Annotated in this window: 17 protein-coding genes; 9 read left to right on the top strand and 8 right to left on the bottom strand. The window is 47.9% G+C overall.

The window, feature by feature from the left end; genetic code table 11:
* Positions 1–110: 110 nt before the first annotated feature.
* Both ACJJII_RS02865 and ACJJII_RS02860 read right to left on the bottom strand, forming a co-directional pair.
* On the bottom strand, positions 111–2,693 hold the full coding sequence (locus tag ACJJII_RS02865; protein WP_444918207.1) for a protein kinase domain-containing protein: 2,583 nt from the start codon (positions 2,691–2,693) through the stop codon (positions 111–113).
* A 106-nt stretch (positions 2,694–2,799) separates the two neighbouring features.
* Positions 2,800–3,774 (bottom strand): FHA domain-containing protein, encoded by a 975-nt coding sequence (locus ACJJII_RS02860; protein ID WP_444918206.1) that lies wholly within the window; start codon positions 3,772–3,774, stop codon positions 2,800–2,802.
* 715 nt (positions 3,775–4,489) lie between these two features.
* Between ACJJII_RS02860 and ACJJII_RS02855 the strand changes: the two genes are divergently transcribed.
* Positions 4,490–5,884 (top strand): cytosine permease, encoded by a 1,395-nt coding sequence (locus ACJJII_RS02855; RefSeq protein ID WP_444892047.1) that lies wholly within the window; start codon positions 4,490–4,492, stop codon positions 5,882–5,884.
* A 49-nt stretch (positions 5,885–5,933) separates the two neighbouring features.
* Here the strand turns inward: ACJJII_RS02855 and ACJJII_RS02850 are convergent, their stop codons facing one another.
* From ACJJII_RS02850 to ACJJII_RS02840, 3 genes are all read right to left on the bottom strand, one after another.
* The gene (locus ACJJII_RS02850) at positions 5,934–6,497 is read right to left on the bottom strand and encodes a YceI family protein (protein WP_282931220.1); all 564 of its coding nucleotides are present in this window, start codon (positions 6,495–6,497) and stop codon (positions 5,934–5,936) included.
* 12 nt (positions 6,498–6,509) lie between these two features.
* Positions 6,510–7,115 (bottom strand): cytochrome b, encoded by a 606-nt coding sequence (locus tag ACJJII_RS02845; protein ID WP_444892046.1) that lies wholly within the window; start codon positions 7,113–7,115, stop codon positions 6,510–6,512.
* A 134-nt stretch (positions 7,116–7,249) separates the two neighbouring features.
* Positions 7,250–7,918: a hypothetical protein gene (locus tag ACJJII_RS02840; protein ID WP_413663348.1), complete on the bottom strand. Its 669-nt coding sequence runs from the start codon at positions 7,916–7,918 to the stop codon at positions 7,250–7,252.
* Positions 7,919–8,488: 570 nt separating this feature from the next.
* On the opposite strand from ACJJII_RS02840, the gene yihG reads away from it, so the two are divergent.
* The gene (gene yihG / locus ACJJII_RS02835) at positions 8,489–9,391 is read left to right on the top strand and encodes a 1-acylglycerol-3-phosphate O-acyltransferase, YihG family (protein ID WP_444918205.1); all 903 of its coding nucleotides are present in this window, start codon (positions 8,489–8,491) and stop codon (positions 9,389–9,391) included.
* Between the two features lie 52 nt (positions 9,392–9,443).
* Here yihG and ACJJII_RS02830 read toward each other — a convergent pair whose 3' ends face one another.
* A complete protein-coding gene (locus tag ACJJII_RS02830; protein ID WP_282931224.1) occupies positions 9,444–9,881 on the bottom strand; it encodes a host attachment protein in 438 nt (145 codons plus the stop codon).
* A 315-nt stretch (positions 9,882–10,196) separates the two neighbouring features.
* Here ACJJII_RS02830 and ACJJII_RS02825 point away from each other — a divergent pair, with 315 nt between their 5' ends.
* From ACJJII_RS02825 to ACJJII_RS02815, 3 genes are all read left to right on the top strand, one after another.
* A complete protein-coding gene (locus ACJJII_RS02825) occupies positions 10,197–10,625 on the top strand; it encodes an Hsp20/alpha crystallin family protein (RefSeq protein WP_282931225.1) in 429 nt (142 codons plus the stop codon).
* A 74-nt stretch (positions 10,626–10,699) separates the two neighbouring features.
* Positions 10,700–11,116 carry a CBS domain-containing protein gene (locus tag ACJJII_RS02820; RefSeq protein WP_282931226.1) on the top strand — a complete coding sequence of 139 codons (417 nt, stop codon included), beginning with the start codon at positions 10,700–10,702 and terminating at the stop codon, positions 11,114–11,116.
* A gap of 272 nt (positions 11,117–11,388) precedes the next feature.
* Positions 11,389–11,964, top strand: a complete 576-nt coding sequence (locus ACJJII_RS02815; RefSeq protein ID WP_282931227.1) for a PhnA domain-containing protein — start codon at positions 11,389–11,391, stop codon at positions 11,962–11,964.
* 145 nt (positions 11,965–12,109) lie between these two features.
* On the opposite strand, the gene ACJJII_RS02810 is transcribed toward ACJJII_RS02815, so the two are convergent.
* On the bottom strand, positions 12,110–12,352 hold the full coding sequence (locus ACJJII_RS02810; protein ID WP_444911533.1) for a DUF6868 family protein: 243 nt from the start codon (positions 12,350–12,352) through the stop codon (positions 12,110–12,112).
* A 233-nt stretch (positions 12,353–12,585) separates the two neighbouring features.
* On the opposite strand from ACJJII_RS02810, the gene ACJJII_RS02805 reads away from it, so the two are divergent.
* The 3 genes from ACJJII_RS02805 to fghA all read left to right on the top strand — a co-directional run bounded on the left by ACJJII_RS02805 (position 12,586) and on the right by fghA (position 15,776).
* Positions 12,586–13,599: an AraC family transcriptional regulator gene (locus tag ACJJII_RS02805; protein WP_444918204.1), complete on the top strand. Its 1,014-nt coding sequence runs from the start codon at positions 12,586–12,588 to the stop codon at positions 13,597–13,599.
* A 174-nt stretch (positions 13,600–13,773) separates the two neighbouring features.
* Positions 13,774–14,907, top strand: a complete 1,134-nt coding sequence (locus ACJJII_RS02800) for an S-(hydroxymethyl)glutathione dehydrogenase/class III alcohol dehydrogenase (protein ID WP_444918203.1) — start codon at positions 13,774–13,776, stop codon at positions 14,905–14,907.
* A gap of 14 nt (positions 14,908–14,921) precedes the next feature.
* Positions 14,922–15,776: an S-formylglutathione hydrolase gene (gene fghA, locus ACJJII_RS02795; RefSeq protein ID WP_444918202.1), complete on the top strand. Its 855-nt coding sequence runs from the start codon at positions 14,922–14,924 to the stop codon at positions 15,774–15,776.
* Between the two features lie 141 nt (positions 15,777–15,917).
* On the opposite strand, the gene ACJJII_RS02790 is transcribed toward fghA, so the two are convergent.
* On the bottom strand, positions 15,918–16,385 hold the full coding sequence (locus ACJJII_RS02790) for a hypothetical protein (RefSeq protein WP_444918201.1): 468 nt from the start codon (positions 16,383–16,385) through the stop codon (positions 15,918–15,920).
* Positions 16,386–16,797: 412 nt separating this feature from the next.
* On the opposite strand from ACJJII_RS02790, the gene ACJJII_RS02785 reads away from it, so the two are divergent.
* On the top strand, positions 16,798–19,005 hold the full coding sequence (locus ACJJII_RS02785; protein ID WP_444918200.1) for a S9 family peptidase: 2,208 nt from the start codon (positions 16,798–16,800) through the stop codon (positions 19,003–19,005).
* Positions 19,006–19,055: the final 50 nt, after the last annotated feature.

Below are 19,055 nucleotides of genomic sequence, written 5' to 3'. Positions count from 1 at the left end.
CGGATGGATGGGGAATTTTACCTGATAGTACAATTTCGTGAAGGTATCTGTCGCCTCTTAAGAGGAAATGGTTCACGTTATTCCATTCTGTTCGACTTGCTTTTGACTGTTTAGCTGTCAATCCTACCAGAACATAGTGTTGGATAACTGGTGCGTAAATCATCAAAATTCGCCAAAGTACAAATAGGTTGAAAGCCAATTGTTGTGAACCAGACTGGAGCCATGCCTAACTCCAAAGTTTTTCGTATATAGGCTTTGGCGGAAAGCATATCGCCGCAGGCCATGTAAACCTGGGCGCGGCTGTAATTGACAAATAGGCCGTCTGGAGCGGTGTTATCCATCTTTAATAGTGTCTCAATGGCTTGCTCACCCTGCCCCAGTTCAGAATAGGCCTTTGCCCGCAGTAACAGTCCAAGCCAGTCCTCCTGCTTTTGTGCCAAGGTTAGGGCGCGCTGGGCAAATTCTTGTGATTGCAGCTGTCTATTTTCCAGGCGGGCAATCTCTGCCAGCAGCAGATATACGTGGGGATCGTTAGGGGCCCGTTCAGCAACATGACTCAGGCAGTTTTTTGTATCCTGCAGCTGCTGTTCGATGTAATAGGACAAGCAAAGGTTGAAGGTATCCCGGTCTCCTAAATGCTTTAAGCCCACCTCACTAAGGAGCCGGATAGACTCTTTGGGTCGGCCTGAATCCAATTCATTGGCTGCAAGCAAGGAGATAGCATCAATATATTGATTGTTGAGACGGATGGCCTGTAAAAGATGAGGCCTCGCTTTTTCCATTTGCCCCATCAGGGTCAGGGTCAAAGCCTTTTGGCGAAGATAAAGAGGGCTGGTTCGAATGTTGAGTGCTTGGTTAATGACTTCAAGCGCACGGTTGTAATTCCCCCCTCGCTGATAGGCTTTCGCGCGCAGGAAGTAGTAGAGAGCCTGATCAGGTAGTTGCAGCTTTAGTTTTGCAAGTAAGGACTCTGTAAGCTCTGTATCTGCCAGGAAGATGGCAATACGCAACTTAGTGATCAACACCGTTGGGTGGTTGGAAATCTTTGTTGGTATGTTGTTGAGAAGCCCTGTGAGTCGGCCGCGTATTTTGGTATCCCGCGAGTGATATAGGTGGGTGGCTAATAGATCCGCTAACAGTTCATAGTAGGAGGGGAAGTAGGGGTTCCTTTTTAGCAGAGCCTCAACTTTGGTAATTGCCTCGGCAACATTAGCTTCATTATTGCGCTGTTCGAATATCTCGAGGTATTGCTGGTAATCTTCAGGGCTAAGGCTGAACTGAACTCTTAGGCTTCCTGTTGGGTGGTTGGGAAGTAGATAGTGCAGTTGCTGCAAGACACGTGCGCGGCTCTCCAGCGGTGCATCCAGGTTCAGCATGGCACTACGGTTGGCGACTTCAGCAAACCCCTCGGTTTCTATAAGGGCAAATGAAGCTTCACAGGCGGCGGCCTCACAGTTTAGGGCAAATTGCATCAGCAGCTGTGCGTTGAGCGCTTGCGCCTGCTCCCGCAAAGGCTTGCCTTTTAGTTGCTGGGATTCCGAATAGGGTACCAGTAGTAGCGCTGGTTGATCGGAAAGCCCCTGTTTGATGGAGCTGAGAAGGTTATTGGCCAGTAGCTTTTCCTCTCGGCTGCGCAGGTTTGATAAGTCTGGCTCAATAATCGCAATGTACTTTGCCGAGGGTTCTTTACTTCCCCATAGAGAAAGTTCAGGAAAAACAGCGGCGGTTAAGCCGAGTAACATCGCACCGGATGCCAGGAGTATGCCGGCTAGAAGTTTGTGTCCTTTGTTTGTACGTCGATGTTGTACATGAAAGTCTTCCGTGGTGATCGTGATGTCATGGTCATCGGCGGTTTCATGATCCGATGTTAATTGGCTCAGTATCACATCCAAATTGGTGGCTACAACGGCAGCACTGACGGGGCGTTTGTCCGGGTTTTTGGCCAGCAGCTTATCCAGTAACTTGCACAGCGCCGTAGGAAGTCCGGGGTTTATGGCCCCTGCGGGTGGGTGCGGGTTGTTGATGATCCGATCGATAATAATGTATGGGCTTCCATGCTTGCCGAAGGGAGGCTGATCACACAGTAGGTGATAGGCGAGCATTCCCAGGGCAAATAAGTCACAGCGGTTATCCAGATTCTCGCCGAGGGCCTGCTCGGGAGACATTGCGTACCAGCTGCCAGCGATATGCTGCTCGCGGGTAATTTCTTTCGTATCCTGCCAGCTCCGCGCAATTCCAAAATCAGCGATTTTTGCGATGTTATTGCTGTCAATAAGGATGTTGTCAGCTTTCAAGTCGCGGTGAATAATTCCGGCAGCATGGGCACGCGCAAGACCGGCAGTGATTTGCTTGAGTAGCTGGATTTTCTGGCGGAGGCTGGGGTTAAACTCCCGTGCCCAATAGGTGAGTGGGCGGCCATCAACATACTCCATAACCAGGGCTACATCGTTCTGCTCCTCAACAACATCATAAATTTGTACGATATGGTTGTGGTTTAGTTGTGCGAGCAGTAATGCTTCCTGGCGAATTCGCCGTGAGGCAGATTCGTCTTCAGGGTTGTTGAGCAATCGCTTTATAGCGACCTCTCGGTTAAGTCGCTCATCTTTGGCGAGGTACACAACTCCCATTCCCCCGGCTCCAAGCTGCCTGATGATCTTGTACCGGCCGATATAAGAGGGTGGTTGCGCTGACATTGTAATTCTTGCCGAGGGATAAGAGATTCAGCTCCGCCACCCTGGCAAATAATTACTGAATAGATAATAAGGGGCTTAGCCTTAAGCCCCCTGTCTGGAGATGAAGCTATACCGTTTCCGGCTCTGCTCTTGCCTCGAGTTGGTTGCCTTTATAAATTTCGAATTGCGGGCAACCAATACGGATTTCCCAGGATCGACGCTCTACCAGGCTCGATGTATCCACTGCATCAGGTAGGGATTCAGAGATTTGTTTGCGGGCGCGGAAAATTTGGGTGTTTAAGTGGTTAACAGTGATACCCAGCTCGTGAGTGGCTACCTGAATAGAAACCCAGCCCTGGGAGTCAGTGTCCATGCCGCTCTGCATATCTTTGTGGCGGGCACGAGCAAGGTACAACAAGAGATAGTTGTGGATTCTTGCTGGTAAGGATTGCTTCATGCCTTCCCGCTGAAGTTGTAACTGCACATGCTCTTCGTGGGAACTCACAGAGAACTTCAGCTCAAAGTCGATAATAGACAGTTGTTGCAGTGACAACTCTTTCGTTGCCCCTTGGTTGTCCGCCAGGAAGAGCTGCCAGCTATGCAGGCCGCAATCGATACGATCGCCATGATTTACCAGGATCTTATCGCCGTCCTCAGCAGATGGGCCGGTGAACTCGTACAACCACTGTCCTGTTAGGGGGCTGTACTGAAGACTGGCGAGAGGCTCATTTTCGTCGGGCAGCAGGTGGTATTGTTCCAGCGGTTGTGCCTCGCCGGAGTGAATATCGATCAGCAAATTCTCGGGAGCGTCGAGGTTTTCGACGATCCAGGCTGGGTTATTAGCCCGGCCAAAAGCGATTTTGTCACCGGTCTGGAGTGGGTAGCTCTTAGCGGGCACCAGCTGCTGGCCATTTAGCCAGGTACCATTGCGACTCAAGTCGCGAATATTCCAATGAGTACCGGTCCACTGCACTGCGGCATGGATGCCCGATATCTCAGCACTTGTGATTCTTGTGTCTACTGCACCCTGCCGGCGCCCAATGGTGTGGTGTGCCATTAAGTAAACTGGTTGTTCCCTATCTGGATGCTGTAAGCAAGCCATATTCCTACCCTTCTGCCGTGGCCAACTCAAGTTGTGGCCTGATTGCGACAAAGCTCATTCATACTGGTGGATGCCCGCTGTGCTTGTCCTGCGAATACCTCAGCAGTACGGAGTCTTGGCTTACCATCTGCGGCGATTATTTCCCTTGAGCTGAGACACTACTTGTTGTGATGGGCGCTGCTCTGCGCCGCTGTCTCACTGCTTGTCTCGGAGAGGATTGCCCCAGTTCTGAATGATTTAGTCACTACGATTTTTGGAAATTGTTCTATTTTTGCGCTCCCTTGATAACTGTCTCTAGAGGGAGTGCAATAATTGTCAGTAATTGCTTCCATTTTCGCTGAAAAGTTGTGCCGCCGTCAAAAATCTTAAAGACCTTTTCGTACTTTTACTTGTGACTTGGTTAATGTTCTCCAAGTACACGGCTGCACACTAGTTTAATGGATACTTACATGCATCTTTGTCGATCGCATCTTCTTTAATCGATGGCTACACAATATATTTCACAGTTGTGCGCCAGTGCTAGCGGCATTACTGCTAATTTGGTAAATGGATACCACTTTTACTGTTATTGAAAATAAGTCTCAATTGTAAAAGAGAATATATATTATTAACTGTTAAATTTGGCACTTATGACGGCTTGTATGTCATTGTTGAAAAGGTTGATTTGAAGTAGCTGCTTTGGCGCGTTATTAATCAAATGCACTTAGGTGACACTTTGCAGCTAAAGAATGAAAATTTAGCGGTGGTGAAGCCCGAAGCAAAACGCTGGGGCACTCTGACGATCTTTAACCTTTGGGCCAACGCTGCACAAAGTCTCGCTGGCTATACCCTGGCGGCAACTCTATTCCTCGGTCCCAATACGAATGCTTGGCTGGTTCTCGCTGGGATCGCTATTGCAGCAATTTTAATTATCATCTTATTAAATTTAATCGGTGAACCGAGTGTTAAATACGGTATACCGTTTCCTGTATTGGCCAGGGCGAGTATGGGGATCCGAGGTGCTAACGTCCCTGCGTTGCTTCGGGGGAGCGTGGCAATATTTTGGTACGGTGCGCAGACTTGGTTTGCTGCCCATGCCATGTCTTTGTTGCTGAGAGAGTGGTGGCCACAAGCTGTCGGAGGGCAGTGGCTGGCAATGGACCGGATCGATTGGGCTTCCCTCGTACTTGTCTCCTTATTTCAGGCTCTTCTATTTTTCAAAGGTATCAATACGATCCGTTGGTTTATCAACCTGGCTGCGCCATGTGTCTATGGAGTGATGCTCGCGCTGTTGTGGATGCTAGTGGTTCGAAGTGACGGACAGTTTGTATTTGCAGTTGCTACTTTCTTTGATCGGTCTATAGCATCCTGGGGCGATGGCTTGGTCCAGCTCATCAAAGTCACAGGTACTATGTTGGCTCTCTATGCGCCGATAATCCTAAGTTACGGAGATTTTGCTCGTTTCTGTAAGAACGAGTCTGTTATGCGAAGGGGGAATTGGCTGGGAATCACTATAAACATGACTGGCTTTGCGATAATTGTTCTGTTCACCACTATCGCCGCCCAGTCAGTTTTCCACCAGAACTTGGCAAACCCCACTGATATCGTGCAGAAGCTTGGGAATCTGGAGCTGTCATTGATCGCCGCGGTTGTTTTTTTTACAGCAACGGCCGGTATCAATGTGGTGGCGAACTTTGTGGCTCCAGTTAACGATATTTCAAATTTTCTGCCAAAGTACCTGGGGTTTCGCAGGGCGGCATTGATAACGCTGTTTCTGGCCTTTCTGATTAGTGCTTTGTGGCCCGCTGTTATCAAACAAATCGGTTTAGTGGCGTTCGTAAACTGGGTGGGGGTTTTTCTGGCGCCTGCCTACGGTGTCATATTGTCTCACTACTACTTAGTAGAGAAGCGCCAGATGGATGTAGGGCAGTTGTATTACAGCGAAAGTGATGGGCGTTATTACTATTTCTGTGGCTGGAACCCGCGAGCACTGCTGACTTTATTGGGGACATGTATTGTCATCACAATGCTAGCTTTTTTCTTACCGAAAGGGTTGATGGCAGGCGTCGACTGGCTATTGGCTGCGGCTGCTGCTTGCGTAGTTTATTGGAGTGTTGCGAAGCGCAGTTAGGGGGGAGCCCGGAGGTATTTCCGGGCTCAGGGGGCGTACTTTTTTGTTGTTAGATACGGATACCTTCGATATCCAGGATCATCTCAACTTTCTGGGAGGCTGGGCCTAGGGATTTGATACCGAATTCTTTCAGCTCGAACTCAGTGGTTCCACTGAAGCCCTGGCGGTAGCCACCCCAAGGGTCTTTACCGCCACCGATATTGGTAACGTCAATTGTGATTGGCTTAGTGATACCGCGGAGGGTCAGTTCGCCATTTAGACGGGCTTTGCCGTCTTCCAAAGGTTCAAAGCTAGTGCTCTTAAAAGTAGCAGTGGGGAATTTGGCAGCGTCGAGGAAGTCATCGCTGCGCAGGTGCTTGTCGCGCTCAGCGTGATTGCTATTGAGGCTGGTTACATCGATGTCGACATTGATAGAAGATTTTTCCGGCTGCTTTTCATCGTAAAAGAAGGAGCCGTTGAAGTCATCGAAACGGCCGTATAGCCAGCTGTATCCAAGGTGCTTGATACGAAACTGCACAAAAGCGTGAGCCCCTTTGGTGTCGATTTTGTATTCCGCTGCTTGAGCTACAGTCCCCATCAGAGCTGCAATAAGAAATACAGAGAGCTTCTTCATGTCATTTTTTCCTTATTTGGTGGTTGAGAGTGTTGTTTGTACGTGTGAGTGATTGTCTGTAGAACTTTTTACACGGATGCCGATGATTCTGCGCAGTGTGCCGTCACGGTCAATAAAGTGGTGCTTGAGGGCTGCCAAGACATGTGCTGCTACGAGTCCAATCAGGCCCCAGGCAAGGATTTCGTGGATAGATCCCGCAATGTCTTCCTGATTGGGAATTCCTTGTAAGGTTGCAGGGATGCTCACTATGCCGAAGACATCGATAGGGCGGCCATCGGCGGTAGAAATCAGATAGCCGGAAACCATGATTGCCAGTAGTAACAGGTAAATCAGTCCATGAGTGGCGGTGGCGGCAAATTTCTGCCAGTTGGGAGTTTGGGGGTTGCTCGCCGGAGATGGGTTGGCAAAGCGCCAAGCCAGCCTGAAGAGTAGAAACACAAGCAGGATGATGCCTACCCCTTTGTGAATTTCAGGGCCTCGTTGATACCATGGATCGTAGTAGGATAGCTGGCGCATCCACCAACCGAGAATAAAAGTCCCTATGATCGCAGGGGCCATTATCCAATGGAGGACGATGGCTACCCAGCCGTAGCTGGAGGAGCTGTTTTTGGCCTGCACTTCTCTCTCCTATTGGTAGTACGTCACACTTAGATTTGCTAAGTGCCACTAGGGTACAGCCTTTGGGCTCTACCACCAATGGGGAGTTCATGAGTATGGGAAAGGAGTCAAAGGTGTTAGTAGGTAATGCCGCGCTATATCGAGCGCCCCGGAGAGCTTTCGCGCTCGGCCGCCTGAAGGATGCGCTCACAAGATAGCCGATCAAGCGCGGAAGAGCGCTGTGCCAGTTGGTCCGCCAGCCAGCTGGTGGAGTGCTCTTCATCCCCAAGGGCTAGTTGTTCCAGCTGCCAGATAACATTCAGTAGGGTCTCACGCTCAAACCCGGTCTCAACCGCCTGGCTGGTAAACAGATGGGGTTCCAGTTGTTCCAAATCGTTGCGCTTGAGCACTAACTCCGCATAGGTAGGGTACCAGCGGCTGCTAAACGGTTCTGGCCGCTGGTGGTAGTCGAAGGTGATTCGCAGCCGGTTTCCGTCGGCATCTTCCAGAAGCGGGGTGTCATGTTCGTAGGCGGGCAGCGCTGGATTGTTCCGCAAGATATCCACGATGGCGTGCCAGTCACTGGCATTTTCGTAACAGAGCCGGACGGGCTCTACCAGTTCACGGGTCCCCTTGTGATCTTCCAAGGACAGTTTTTGGCCTGGACGGTACCAGTACAGGTTAAGAAGCTGCTCATCGGCCAGGTCTGCAAGATGTGCACTGGTTAGTGGCTCTTCAGACAATGCACTCAGGTGGTCAACGGCCTGCTGTACGCTGAGCCATTGCTTGCGGTGGAAGTGTTGCTTATTACCTGTAATTCCCATTCTATTCTCCCGGCGCAATTCTACGACCTGGAGCCCCAAGTTTAGCAGGATGCAATGCTGCTCCAGTTACTATCGTGCCTTTGCGGCGTGGGAAGATAAAAGTTACTAATTCATGGTTATAGAAAAGGTACAATGGCGCCTTTTCATATCCAGGACATACTGAAAAAATGAGGCCGCTCACCGGGCTGCTGTCACTGGTTTTATCCGTGCAGTTTGCGCTGATGTATCGCCGATAGATTCAGACTATTCAGTCAAAAAATATGGGGTTGAAATGCGTGTTACTCTCCCAGAGTTGCAGCGGTTTGATATTGCCTCTGGCGCGGCTAAAGCCTAGGCGCTCGGCGCATGAATTTATTGTAGTGGAGCAGTTTCCCATGAGCCATAAATATACACAGCCATGTTAATTGCGATAGGCAGCCTGTAGCCCGGATTATGTAAATACACTGATGAGAGCAGAGTCCGCTTAGTTTTTGATAAGTGGATTTCAAGATATTAAAAAAGAAACGGGTAACCTGTGAATATGGCGTGACAGCCTGACCTGTAAGCCCGGAAAATTAAAAGAGCCTTTAGATGTTTAACTTTCTCCCCTCGTTTTTACTGTTGGTCATATCTTCGGTGTTGCTGGCCATTAGCACATTGGTTTGTGCAGCCCCCATACTCTTGTTTTCAGTTTTTAGGTTTATTCTCCCTTTTGCCTTTCTGCAAAAACTTTTCATGGGTTTTTTTATTTCTTGGGCAGAAATGTGGATAACCCTAAATAAAGGCTGGATGAAGCTAACCCAAAGAGTCCAGGTGGATGTACAGGGGATAGAGCATCTCGATCAACATGGATGGTATCTGGTCACAGCGAACCATCAAAGCTGGGTTGATATCTTTATTATGCAGTCGATTTTTAATCGAAGAATTCCATTCCTGAAATTTTTTGTGAAGCAAGAGTTGATCAAAGTTCCTGTGATTGGAATGTGCTGGTGGGCACTCGACTTTCCATTTATGAAGCGTTACAGCAAAGAATTTTTGAAAAAACATCCAGAGATGCGCGGTAAGGATCTTGAAGCGACGAAAAAATCTTGCGAAAAGTTTAAACTAATGCCCACCAGTATTATGAACTTCCTTGAAGGAACAAGGTTTAGCAAAGAGAAGCATCAAAGACAGCAATCGCCTTTCAAACATCTTCTAAAGCCCAAGTCCGGAGGGATTGCTTTTGCAATGCACTGTATGGGTGAGCAGTTGAACCAGCTACTGAATGTCACCATTGTTTACCCTGATGGTATACCTACTTTTAAAGATTTCCTTTCTGGTAAGTTAAAGAAAGTGATTGTTCGTATTGAGAAAGTCCAGTTGCCCAGCCGGTTTTTTGAGAGAGACTACGCAACCGATCAGGAGTTTCGGGTGGAGTTTAATCAGTGGGTAAATGAGTTATGGACTGAAAAGGATGCCCTGATTGATAAACTTTTAACAGAAAGCAGGGCTTAAGTGGGGTTCGTAGAGAGGTTCACTCGTGAGCCTCTCTACTGGCCGAACGTTACTATAGCCAAATAGGGAGCTGAGCCCGGATCTCCTCGGGTTCACAAGCCACCAGATTTTTTCCTGTTTCTCCTGCTATTGTTGCGCGGGTTGGAGATTTCAAGGCATCCCTCAAGCTGCCAACCATATAGGGTTCTGCGACAATATACAGTTTTTCGTACTGGCCCTCCTGTCTTCCCCTCTCCAGGGTATGTGCAATTTCTCTGGCAAAATTCTCACCTTCACGGCGATGTAATCCTGCAGAATTACCTACTGAGTGCCTTCCTTGACCATAGCTGTCGAAAGTGCGTCCGGGTGCATCACTCTCTTGGTCTCTTCCAGAGAGCCGTGATTCTGGATGGAGAAGTGCCTGGATTTCATTGAGATTTCCCGCGCGTTTGTTGGCTTCAAAAATTCGCGCTTGGGACTGGTTAGCCACAAGGACCCATGCTAAGGCCATGAACATATCCTCGTTTAACTGCCTTATTTAATCCTAGTAAATAGCCATATTGGCCACGAGCCCTGGTTGCTTATTGATGGATATGGAGGTGGAAATTCTCTTTAGGTGCACTTGGAAAGGAAGTTTTTAATATTTATATGTACAAAAGAAATATACGACAGCTCTCATATTCAATTTGTAATGGCTTTTATCGGCACTTAATCCCTTCGTTTGTCGCAGTATTTCCTAGACTGTACTCAAGATGTAACAGGCGCAAGACGGACTCTTGAGTTTTCTGGCGCCTTTTGCGGCTTAGCGTAAAAAGAGGTTGTAGATATGAGTCTGATTCCCAGAGGGTCCCTATTGGACCTTGATAATATGTTTGAACAAATGCTCTCACCGACCCGTGCAATCGGATCTGAACGCGAGGGATTTTTTTCTCCGCGTATTGATGTGAGTGAGCGCAAGAATATGTATGAAATTAGCGCTGAGCTGCCGGGAGTGGGTAAGGACGATATCAGTGTAACCCTAGAAAATGGGGTTTTGACCCTTGAAGCTGAGGTGCACCGCGAGGTTAAGGAGAAGAAGGATGGCCGCGTGCTTCGTCAGGAGCGGCGTTACGGCAAGTTCTTGCGAAGTTTCAATCTTGGTGAAGATGTTCGCGAAAGTGAGATTGATGCAAATTTCAAAGATGGGATTCTCACGCTCACGGTACCAAAACATGAGGGGCATCCCCCGCAAAGAAAGCGGATTGAAGTGCACTGATCTATAGGGGTTAAGGGTGATGGGTGTTACCCATCACTCTCTTTGGCATTTGTCTTAAGAGTTTTGAGGTACCTATGAAAGTTAAACACGCAATGCATGAGGGGGCTACCTGGTGCACCCCGGATACTCCACTACAGGAGTTGGCAAAAATATTGCGCGATGAGGATATTGGTGCAGTACCGATTGGAGAAAATGACAAGCTTGTAGGAATAGTGACTGATAGAGATATTGTATGTCGCGGTGTGGTTCAGGGAGGTAATCTAAGCTCTCTATCTGCCCGCGATGTTATGACAGAAGGGATTGAATGGTGCTGGGAGGAGGATGATCTGCTGTCTGCTGTCCACAAAATGGAGCAACAGCTGTTACGCCGGATGCCGGTACTCAATAGTGAAAAGCGCATGGTCGGTATTCTCAGTTTAGGGGATATTACCAGTGCCATCGCCAGCAAGCAGGGTGGGCAGTTCGCAGCAGCGGTCTCCTCGCACCACTGAGTGTGGGACTTAACGCATAATGCTCTTTACAGTCGTCAATCTATATTGGCGGCTGTTGGAAGTCTTAGTGCTCTAGAGTGTCTTGTCTGAAGCCTGTGAATCCCTCGGCAACCTGATGGCTCCATCTACTACTGGGCTGTTGATAGTCTTATTTACTTCCTGTCTGAGCTTGATCATGTTCACGGTCGACCCCGATGTCCGTTAAATGTGATTATTTGGGAGGCGTGAAGGAAGAATCAGTCGTATAATCCCTACTTTTTTTGAGGTTACTTATGGCTGTGACTCAGGAGCAGTTGGCACAACGCAGTGGAAATCAGTGCGAGCTCTGTAAAGCAGAAAATGGCTTGGCGGTTTATGACGTACCCCAGTCAGAGGGCTATCCAGATGCGGCAGTATTATTGTGTCAAACCTGTAGGGACCAGCTGGAAAATCCTGCACAGCTGGAAAGTGCGCACTGGCAGTGTCTGTCGGAGTCTATGTGGAGTACCGAGCCGGCAATTCAAGTGTTGGCATGGCGTATTCTAAAGCGCTTATCTGGCGAGACCTGGGCCCAAGACTTGTTTGACATGTTGTATTTGGATGGCGATTTGCTGGCCTGGGCAGAGGCCGGGGCAATACCAGAGGCTGGTGAGTTGGTGATTCATCGGGATAGTAATGGTGCCCAGTTACAAGCTGGAGATAATGTAGTTATTATCAAAGACTTGGATGTAAAAGGAAGCAGTTTGGTTGCAAAACGGGGAACGGCAGTTCGCGGTATCAGCTTAAGCGATAATCCTGAGCATATCGAAGGACGGGTCGAGGGTCAGAGAATTGTTATTCTGACAAAGTTTGTGAAAAAGAGTGGCTGATAAATATTTCAGAAATAACTTCATTTTCTGAAAAGGGTATCTGCCGGCGGACCCGAAATACTCCCCTATCCGTCTTAATTATGAAAATAAGAAAGGTATAGTTTACCTTTCTTATTTTTTTGCAAAATATTTCCGCTTTTATAAATTAACTGATAATTTTTAGAGCAAAATACGGTGTAATATTGAAGACGATAATAGCAATTTTGTATTGTGCTAGATATTGAAAGTATGCACGGCCTAAATCTTGTTCATTAAGCTCAAATATTCGTGCGTGAATCCTGGTGATCGACTTCCTCAGGCAGACAAGTCCAATAGTTGATAGCAGTAGTATCAATATGTTTATAATCGAAGCCCAGCCTAAAAATAGTGTTAGATTTTCAGTTTCCATGTGAAATTTCCTTGCAGTTCTTTCTCGTATAAACCGATAGTTTTATGAGTAGATAGTGGAAAGTGCCACAATAGTCAGGCACTAGCTTTCAAATAAGTTGCGTTTGTGGATAGGGGTAGTCCCAGTTAGTTGAAGAGCTATGTTATATGATATAGCTATTGTCCGATGCTCATTATTCCTAGACACTGTGTGATAGTGCAAATGAGAGGTTGGCAATATGGTAGCTATAAAACATGAAGCCTATCTATGAAATTCGCAGTGGTGCGCTGGCTGGGTTTAATCTATTGGTGCCACAGCTCGGTGGTCAGTCATCAGATTTTTTAGCGCAAGTGGGGCTTCCTGCGGATTGTACACGTCGTCCAAATATCTTGATTCCCATTGCAACGCTGGTGGACCTCCTTAATTTGTGTTCACGGGACTTGTCCTGTAGTGACTTTGGCTTGCGATTGGCGGGGAAGCAAGGGCTACGTATGCTGGGCGTCCTTGGTAAGCTGATACTGGAAAGTGAGAATCTATCCAGTGCTTTGACAGTAACTCATCGGTATATGGTGTTACACAACCAGGCGGACCACTGGAAAATTTACCAAACCGATGACTGCTTGATTGCAGAGAGAGTTAATCACTTCCCCGACGCAATTCCCGCGCAACAGTATACTGAACTTTCAGTAGGCGCCGCCTATCGCCTGATACAGGAGATGGTTGGCTCTAAAGTATCTCCCCGCTCTGTTTCATTTCGGCATAAGCCCCAATCTTCGCTGAGTAGTTACCAAAATTTTTTTGGCATTGAGGCTAGTTTTGAGCAAGATCGAGATCGCTTGGTTTTTGATGGATCATTGATGAACTATCCCCTCGCTAAACCCAGCAGCGGTCTTATGAGATATTTTGAGGAGTTTTCCAAGTGCTTATTGGCAGAGCACAAGGGTGATATCAGCCGACAGGTTCAAGTCTTAATCCTTCAAACTCTCGGGGCCCAGCAGCACTCCCTGGAGCAAATTTCTCGCTTACTCGGTATGCCAATGAGAACGCTTCAGCGCCGTTTAAATGAAGCGGGAACCTCCTTTAAGCAGTTGGTACAGGGGGCGCGAATGAAGACTGCTCGCTGGCATCTACGGGCCTCAAGTATTGATGTGGGATTACTATCAGCAAGTTTGGGTTATACCGATATCAGTGCTTTCTCAAAAGCATTTCGAGCCATTCATGGAAGCTCCCCACTGCAGTGGAGGAAGCGACAAGCTATTAATTGTTAGTCAATTAAAGGAATTATTTTGAATAATTGTTCAGCGCTACCAATTATTACTATAAGGGTGAGCTTTTAGATTTTTCCTGATTTTACTTCAGCAGCGGCGCTTGGCTTTGCACCAATAATCCTAGGGGACTATGCTGGGCGCCACTGGAACGAATGATGAAAGGCAGAATTGAAAATGAGTGCAGAGACAATCCGTTGTAAAGCAGCTGTAGCTTGGGGGCCTGGGGAGCGTTTGGTTATTGAGGATGTCGATGTTATGCCTCCCCAACGGGGTGAAGTTCGCGTGAAATTACACGCCACCGGCGTTTGTCACACAGATGCGTTCACTTTGTCAGGAGATGATCCTGAAGGGGTATTCCCGGCAATCCTCGGCCACGAAGGTGCGGGTGTTGTTGAGTCCGTTGGTGAGGGGGTGACCAGTGTCTCTGTCGGGGATCATGTAATTCCTTTGTATACCCCCGAATGTGGCGAATGTAAGTTTTGTCTCTCCGGAAAGACCAATTTGTGCCAAAAAATCAGGGGCACCCAGGGTAAAGGGTTAATGCCTGACGGTTCGACACGCTTTTCGGTAGATGGGAAACCCATTTTCCATTATATGGGATGCTCTACTTTTTCTGAGTACACAGTCCTTCCTGAGATATCTGTGGCAAAAATTAATCCCGAAGCCCCCTCAAATGAGGTTTGTCTGCTGGGTTGTGGTGTTACTACGGGAATGGGAGCCGTTACCAATACCGCCAAGGTTGAGCCGGGCTCCTGTGTGGCAATTTTTGGTTTGGGCGGAATTGGTTTATCCGCAGTGATCGGAGCCAAGATGGCTGGTGCCTCACGAATTATTGGTGTCGATATTAATGAGGACAAATTTGCGCTGGCGAAGAAATTGGGAGCCACTGAGTGTATTAACCCCAAGGCTTACGATAAGCCTATCCAAGAGGTTATCGTAGAGCTTACCGATGGCGGAGTGGATTATTCTTTTGAGTGTGTGGGCAATGTTAACCTGATGAGAGCTGCCTTGGAGTCTTGCCACAAAGGATGGGGGGAATCCATTATTATTGGAGTGGCAGGTGCGGGACAGGAAATCAGTACACGCCCATTCCAGTTGGTTACAGGGCGGGTTTGGACGGGATCAGCATTCGGCGGTGTAAAGGGGCGCTCTGAATTGCCTTCTTTTGTAGAGCGTTACCTGGCTGGAGAATTTAAATTGAATGACTTTATTACTCACTCAATGCCCCTTGAGCAAATAAATGATGCCTTCGATTTAATGCACGAAGGTAAAAGTATTCGCAGTGTTATTCATTTCCAGCAAGCTTGATAGGACCACTTAAAATGTCGATTGAATTGGTTGGCAGTACTAAATCTTTTGACGGTTTGCAGCAGCGTTACCGACATAAATCCAGCACGCTCAACTGTTCTATGGTCTTCTCCATTTTTTTACCACAGGATGCAGAGGGGAATACACAGAGGAAATATCCTGTTGTTTATTGGCTATCGGGCTTGACGTGCACGGATGAAAACTTCAGTCAAAAGGCTGGTGCTCAGAGAGTCGCTGCAGAGTTAGGGATTATCTTAGTGATACCCGATACCAGCCCCAGAGGAGACGATGTGGCGGATGACCCGGGTTATGATCTGGGGCAGGGGGCTGGTTTTTATGTAAATGCGACTCAAGAACCCTGGAAGCAGCATTATCAAATGTATGACTACATCGTGGATGAACTTCCAAGCCTGGTAGAACTTCATTTCCCCACCAATGATCGACGCGGGATTTGCGGACATTCTATGGGCGGGCACGGTGCCCTGGTCATCGGTCTGCGAAACCCCAAGCGATATCAATCAATTTCTGCTTTTAGTCCAATTTGTAATCCTATTGCTTGCCCTTGGGGAGAAAAGGCGCTGGGAACTTACTTGGGAGCTGATCCCAAGAGCTGGGAACCATATGACGCAACAGTGCTAATGGGGCGCGCTGTAGAGAAAACTCCGATTTTGGTTTCTCAGGGGGAGCAGGATGAGTTTCTTGAGGAACAGCTGAGACCACATTCCCTGCAAACAGCTGCCGAAGCCAGTGATTATCCTCTTCGGATAGAGCACCATGCAGGTTACGATCACAGTTACTATTTCATCGCTTCATTTATTGAGGAGCACTTAAGGTTCCATGCAGACTCATTGTTGAGCAGGCATAGGTAATAGACAGTGTAAATCGCGGACTAGTGAAGTTAGCCCCTCAGTTGAGGGGCTGTTTGGGTAAAGGGTTTCGCGCCCTGGGCAAGTTGCTATGTATAAAGCGATACGAGCAGAATACATAGAGCCAAAGTGAGAGGCGTAAGCTTATCGTGCAACCGCCCGACACTCGCCAATAATTTCAGCTCTGTTCTGGTCAAAAGTTTGTTCGATCAGGAACCAGCCATTGGGACAGAAGCCACTTTCGGCTAGCAAGAGTTCCATTCTCTGCCGGGCAACTTTCTTCACATCTCCAGAATTGGCGCCGCCGGGACCGCCACCTCCTGGGCCACCACTACCCTTACCACTGCCGCCGGGACCACCACCACCGGGACCACCACCACCGGGACCACCACCACCGGGACCACCGCCACCTGGACCTCCACCACCCGGACCACCACGCTTACCGCCTTGGCCCTTGGGGCCAGCTCCAATGGTTGCCTTGTAGGTAAAGCGACGATGGCCCAGTTCGGTGATGTCAGTGACAAACGATTCAGTGGTGGGGATCTCTGGTGTAGAGCTACAGCCAGCAGCGATCAAAATCACAGCTGCAGATGCAAAGAGATGAACCTTCATTATTGTTACCCCATATTTTGATAAAAGCTTTAGTCCGACATTAGCTAACCACAAATGTTGGTTAAGCAGAGTAAACATTTGTAAAGGGGGGCTATTGCAGCAGGATTGTTTGTGCGCAAACCCAAAACTGTAAGGTACTGCATGTCCCGGAAGGTTCCGTTGTAGAATCCTTCACCGGTTTGCTCTATCCACAATATAGCTGCATTTTTTAGAGGGTTTCCGATAAATTTGAGATACTTCTGGTGATCAGAACAAGTCCCAAAGAGAAGCTATGGCTTACCTGGATGTCATTTAGGCCGGCTCCTAAGGAAGCCGGAGATAACATGGAATTAATCAGAATTTTCTAAATAATCCCCCTGCTAGCAAAGTGGTACGTGAATTGCCAACAATACTTAATATAAAGAGTTTTCCTATGAAACAAGCACTGCTTGCATTACTTGGATGTACTTTTGCAGGAATATGTTCTGCAGAGTCACTCAGCATTGAACGGTTATTCTCCGACCCGGCTCTGAGTGGTACCGCTCCCCGAGCGCTGGAATATTCACCTGATGGGCAGCGCGTAACTTTCCTCAAAGGTAGAGTTGAAGATTACAACCGTTACGATCTTTGGGAGTACAACCTGAAAGACGGTCAGTCCCGAATTTTAGTCAATTCCGATAGTCTGCACAGCGGTAGTGAAACTCTTTCGGATGAGGAAAAGGCAAGACGGGAGCGCCAGCGAATTTATGGTAGTGGAATAATGGAGTACAGCTGGTCAGAGGATGGTCGGTCTCTGTTGTTCCCTTTGGCCGGCGATATTTACTATTACGATCTCAAAGACCGTTCTTCGCGTCGACTGACTGAAACGGAAACCTTTGAAACCGATGTAAAGGTTTCTCCCGAGGGGCACTTTGTTTCGTTTATTCGCGACCAAAATATCTATATTGTCGATCTGAAAACCGGTAGGGAAAAGCAGCTAACCAGCGACGGCAAAGATCATATTAAAAATGGAATGGCTGAGTTTGTTGCCCAGGAGGAAATGGACCGGATGACCGGTTATTGGTGGTCTCCTGATGATCGGCATATTGCTTTCCTGCAAGTTGATGAGTCGCCAGTTGATCAGGTAACCCGTAGCGAAATCTATGCGGATCGTATCGAAATGATACAGCAACGTTACCCCGCTGCTGGGCGTGCGAACGCAAAAATCCGACTTGGCCTTATAGATATTGATTCGGGGGATATCCGTTGGGTCAACCTGGGAGATAATCAGGATATTTATATTCCCCGAGTAAAATGGGCCCGTGATCACCTACTAACTTTCCAGTGGCAATCTCGAGACCAGCAAAAGTTAGAGCTTCGTGCTTACAATCTCAATACGGGAAAAACCCGAACGCTCCTTACCGAGTCTAGCGATACCTGGGTTAACCTGAGCCATGATCTCCACTTTTTGGAAGATAGCGATGCTTTTATTTGGTCATCGGAGAGGGATGGCTTCAAACACCTGTATAAATATGATTTTGGCGGCAGATTACAGGCACAATTGACTAAGGGAGATTGGGTGGTTGACGAGTTAGAGGCTGTTGATGAGCAGGCTAACCGTCTGTATTTTACCGCACGAAAAGATACTCCAATCGAGAGGCATCTCTATGCAGTCTCCCTGCAAGGGGAGAGCGACATTAAGAGAATTTCACAGCGTAGTGGTATGCACTCTATCGAATTTTCTGAGGATGCCTCTGGATATATTGATAAATTTTCCAGCGTTACTACGCCCCCTCAGGTGAGCCTGCACAGCAGCTCAGGGGCCAGAATCACCTGGCTTGAGCAGAACGCTGTAAATCGTGATCACCCTCTCTATCCTTATAAAGATCAATGGATCACTCCGGAATTTGGCAGTATTGAGGCGCCCCATGGCCAGGAGCTTTTCTACCGCTTGTACAAACCTGCTAATTTTGATGCGAGGAAAAGTTACCCGGTAATGGTGTTTGTCTATGGTGGTCCACACGCTCAGGTGGTTACCAATAGCTGGGATAAACTATTCAACCAGTATATGGCCCAACAGGGTTATATTGTTTTTTCCCTAGATAATCGTGGTTCAGCAAACCGCGGTACCACTTTTGAGAATCCTATCTTTAAGAATATGGGATCTCCTGAAGTGGAAGATCAAATTACCGGCGTTGAATTCCTGCGTACCCTGCCTTACGTTGATAAAAATAAAGTAGGTATCTTCGGTCACAGCTACGGTGGTTACATGGCACTGATGAGTATGTTCAAAGCCGGAGACTACTTTAAGGCGGGGGTATCGGGTGCGCCGGTTACGGACTGGACGCTGTATGATACCCATTACACTGAGCGTTATATGGGCAATCCAACCAAGGATATGGATGCCTATGAGGCATCTTCTGTGTTTCCCTATGCGAAGGGCTTACAAGGTGATCTGCTGATTTATCATGGCATGGCGGATGACAATGTGTTGTTTACCAATACCACTAAACTCATAAAACAGATGCAGGACAACGGCCAACAATTTGAGCTGATGACTTATCCAGGCAAGAAGCATAGCTTGCGCGGTAAGCAGACTCGCATCCACCAATACAGCATGATCAAGCGATTTTTTGATCGGCATTTAAAGGGGCAGGATTAAAACTTAAATAATCTCCCAGAAGAAAAAACCGAGGCTAGCCTCGGTTTTTT

It is taken from the genome of Microbulbifer maximicatervae (SeqCode), from assembly GCF_052467825.1.
Note: the sequence above shows the minus strand (reverse complement) of the source record. Positions and strands in the feature narration are given on the sequence as shown.